At 51.2% G+C, this 3,033-nt stretch carries 1 rRNA gene; it reads right to left on the bottom strand.

Annotation, left to right across the window (positions count from 1 at the left end):
• Nucleotide 1 precedes the first annotated feature (1 nt).
• Nucleotides 2-2,917: ribosomal RNA gene (locus JCM13995_RS13200) — 23S ribosomal RNA — on the bottom strand.
• Nucleotides 2,918-3,033 lie beyond the last annotated feature (116 nt).

The raw sequence follows: 3,033 nt of genomic DNA, 5'->3' as shown, positions 1-3,033 counted from the left end.
TTTGGTTAAGTCCTCGACCGATTAGTACTGGTCCGCTCCATGCATCGCTGCACTTCCACTTCCAGCCTATCTACCTGATCATCTCTCAGGGGTCTTACTTCCATATAGGAATGGGAAATCTCATCTCGAGGGGGGCTTCACACTTAGATGCTTTCAGCGTTTATCCCGTCCGTTCATAGCTACCCAGCGATGCGCCTGGCGGCACAACTGGTACACCAGCGGAACGTCCATCCCGGTCCTCTCGTACTAAGGACAGCTCCTCTCAAATTTCCTGCGCCCGCGACGGATAGGGACCGAACTGTCTCACGACGTTCTGAACCCAGCTCGCGTACCGCTTTAATGGGCGAACAGCCCAACCCTTGGGACCGACTACAGCCCCAGGATGCGATGAGCCGACATCGAGGTGCCAAACCTTCCCGTCGATGTGGACTCTTGGGGAAGATAAGCCTGTTATCCCCAGGGTAGCTTTTATCCGTTGAGCGATGGCCCTTCCATACGGAACCACCGGATCACTAAGCCCGACTTTCGTCCCTGCTCGACTTGTCAGTCTCGCAGTCAAGCTCCCTTATACCTTTACACTCTGCGAATGATTTCCAACCATTCTGAGGGAACCTTTGGGCGCCTCCGTTACATTTTAGGAGGCGACCGCCCCAGTCAAACTGCCCACCTGACACTGTCTCCCGCCACGCTGAGTGGCGCAGGTTAGAGTGTTCATACAGCAAGGGTAGTATCCCACCAACGCCTCTGCCGAAACTAGCGTTCCGGCCTCTACGGCTCCTACCTATCCTGTACAAGCGGTACAAACACTCAATATCAAGCTACAGTAAAGCTCCATGGGGTCTTTCCGTCCTGTCGCGGGTAACCCGCATCTTCACGGGTACTATAATTTCACCGAGTCTCTCGTTGAGACAGTGCCCAAATCATTACACCTTTCGTGCGGGTCGGAACTTACCCGACAAGGAATTTCGCTACCTTAGGACCGTTATAGTTACGGCCGCCGTTTACTGGGGCTTCAATTCTGGGCTTCGCTTACGCTAACTCATCCTCTTAACCTTCCAGCACCGGGCAGGTGTCAGCCCCTATACGTCATCTTACGATTTAGCAGAGACCTGTGTTTTTGATAAACAGTTGTTTGGGCCTATTCACTGCGGCTGCACTCACGTGCAGCACCCCTTCTTCCGAAGTTACGGGGTCATTTTGCCGAGTTCCTTAACGAGAGTTCGCTCGCTCACCTGAGGCTACTCGCCTCGACTACCTGTGTCGGTTTGCGGTACGGGTGATCTATTTCTTCCTAGACGCTTTTCTCGGCAGTGTGATATCAGTCACTTCGCTACTTAAATTTCGCTCCCCATCACACCTTGTCCTTAGAGAAGTAAGCATTTCACTCGCTTCAAGACTCAGTGCTTGGACACACATTTCCAGCCGTGTGCTTGACTTAACCTCCTGCGTCCCGCCATCGGTCAAACAAAATAGATCAGTACAGGAATCTCAACCTGTTTGCCATCGACTACGCCTCTCGGCCTCGCCTTAGGTCCCGACTAACTCTGGGAGGACGAGCCTTCCCCAGAAAACCTTAGTCATACGGTGGATCGGATTCTCACCGATCTTTCGCTACTCATGCCGCATTCTCACTTCCAAGCGCTCCAGCCGTCCTCACGGTCGACCTTCAACGCCCTTGGAACGCTCTCCTACCACGCATCCTTACGGATGCATCCACAGTTTCGGTATTATGCTTAGCCCCGGTATATTTTCGGCGCAGGGTCACTCGACTAGTGAGCTATTACGCACTCTTTAAATGATGGCTGCTTCTGAGCCAACATCCTAGTTGTCTGTGCAACGCCACATCCTTTTCCACTTAGCATAAATTTAGGGACCTTAACTGGTGATCTGGGCTGTTCCCCTTTCGACGATGGACCTTATCGCTCACCGTCTGACTCCCGGAGTAAGATAATTGGTATTCGGAGTTTATCTGAATTCAGTAACCCAAGATGGGCCCCTAGTCCAAACAGTGCTCTACCTCCAATATCCATCCTCCGAGGCTAGCCCTAAAGCTATTTCGGAGAGAACCAGCTATCTCCAAGTTCGTTTGGAATTTCACCGCTACCCACAACTCATCCCAGCATTTTTCAACATACACGGGTTCGGTCCTCCAGTGCGTTTTACCACACCTTCAACCTGGTCATGGGTAGGTCACTTGGTTTCGGGTCTACACCAACATACTTATTCGCCCTATTCAGACTCGCTTTCGCTGCGGCTCCGGCTTTTCACCTTAACCTCGCATGTTAGCGTAACTCGCCGGTTCATTCTACAAAAGGCACGCTGTCACCCATTAACGGGCTCCAACTAATTGTAGGCACACGGTTTCAGGAACTATTTCACTCCCCTTCCGGGGTGCTTTTCACCTTTCCCTCACGGTACTGGTTCACTATCGGTCACTAGGGAGTATTTAGCCTTGGGTGATGGTCCACCCGGATTCCGACGGAATTTCACGTGTTCCGCCGTACTCAGGATCCCAAACGGAGGGTGAGCGGTTTCGACTACAGGGCTTTCACCTTGTCTCGCGCAGCTTTCCAGCTGACTTCGTCTATCACTCACTTTGGTAACTCCAATGTTTGGTCCTACAACCCCAAAGTGCAAGCACTTTGGTTTGGGCTGTTCCCACTTCGCTCGCCGCTACTATGGGAATCGCAATTGCTTTCTCTTCCTGCAGGTACTTAGATGTTTCAGTTCCCTGCGTTTGCCTTCATTGAGCTATGTATTCACTCAATGATAACCACCAAAGGTGGCTGGGTTCCCCCATTCGGAAATCTCCGGATCAAAGCTTACGTACAGCTCCCCGAAGCATATCGTCGTTAGTCACGTCCTTCATCGGCTCCTAGTGCCAAGGCATCCACCGTGCGCCCTTTGTAACTTAACCTTGATCGATTAAATCGATCGGTTTCGCGATTCGAATTTCTTTTAGAAACTCATACAAATACGCTGTGTTCTCGGCATTTCTTTAAAACAATGATATCCAGTTTTCAAAGAACAAAA

This window comes from Lacticaseibacillus camelliae DSM 22697 = JCM 13995, from assembly GCF_001311195.1.
GTDB classification, from domain to species: Bacteria; Bacillota; Bacilli; order Lactobacillales; family Lactobacillaceae; genus Lacticaseibacillus; species Lacticaseibacillus camelliae.
This window is presented reverse-complemented; position numbering and strand designations above follow the sequence as displayed.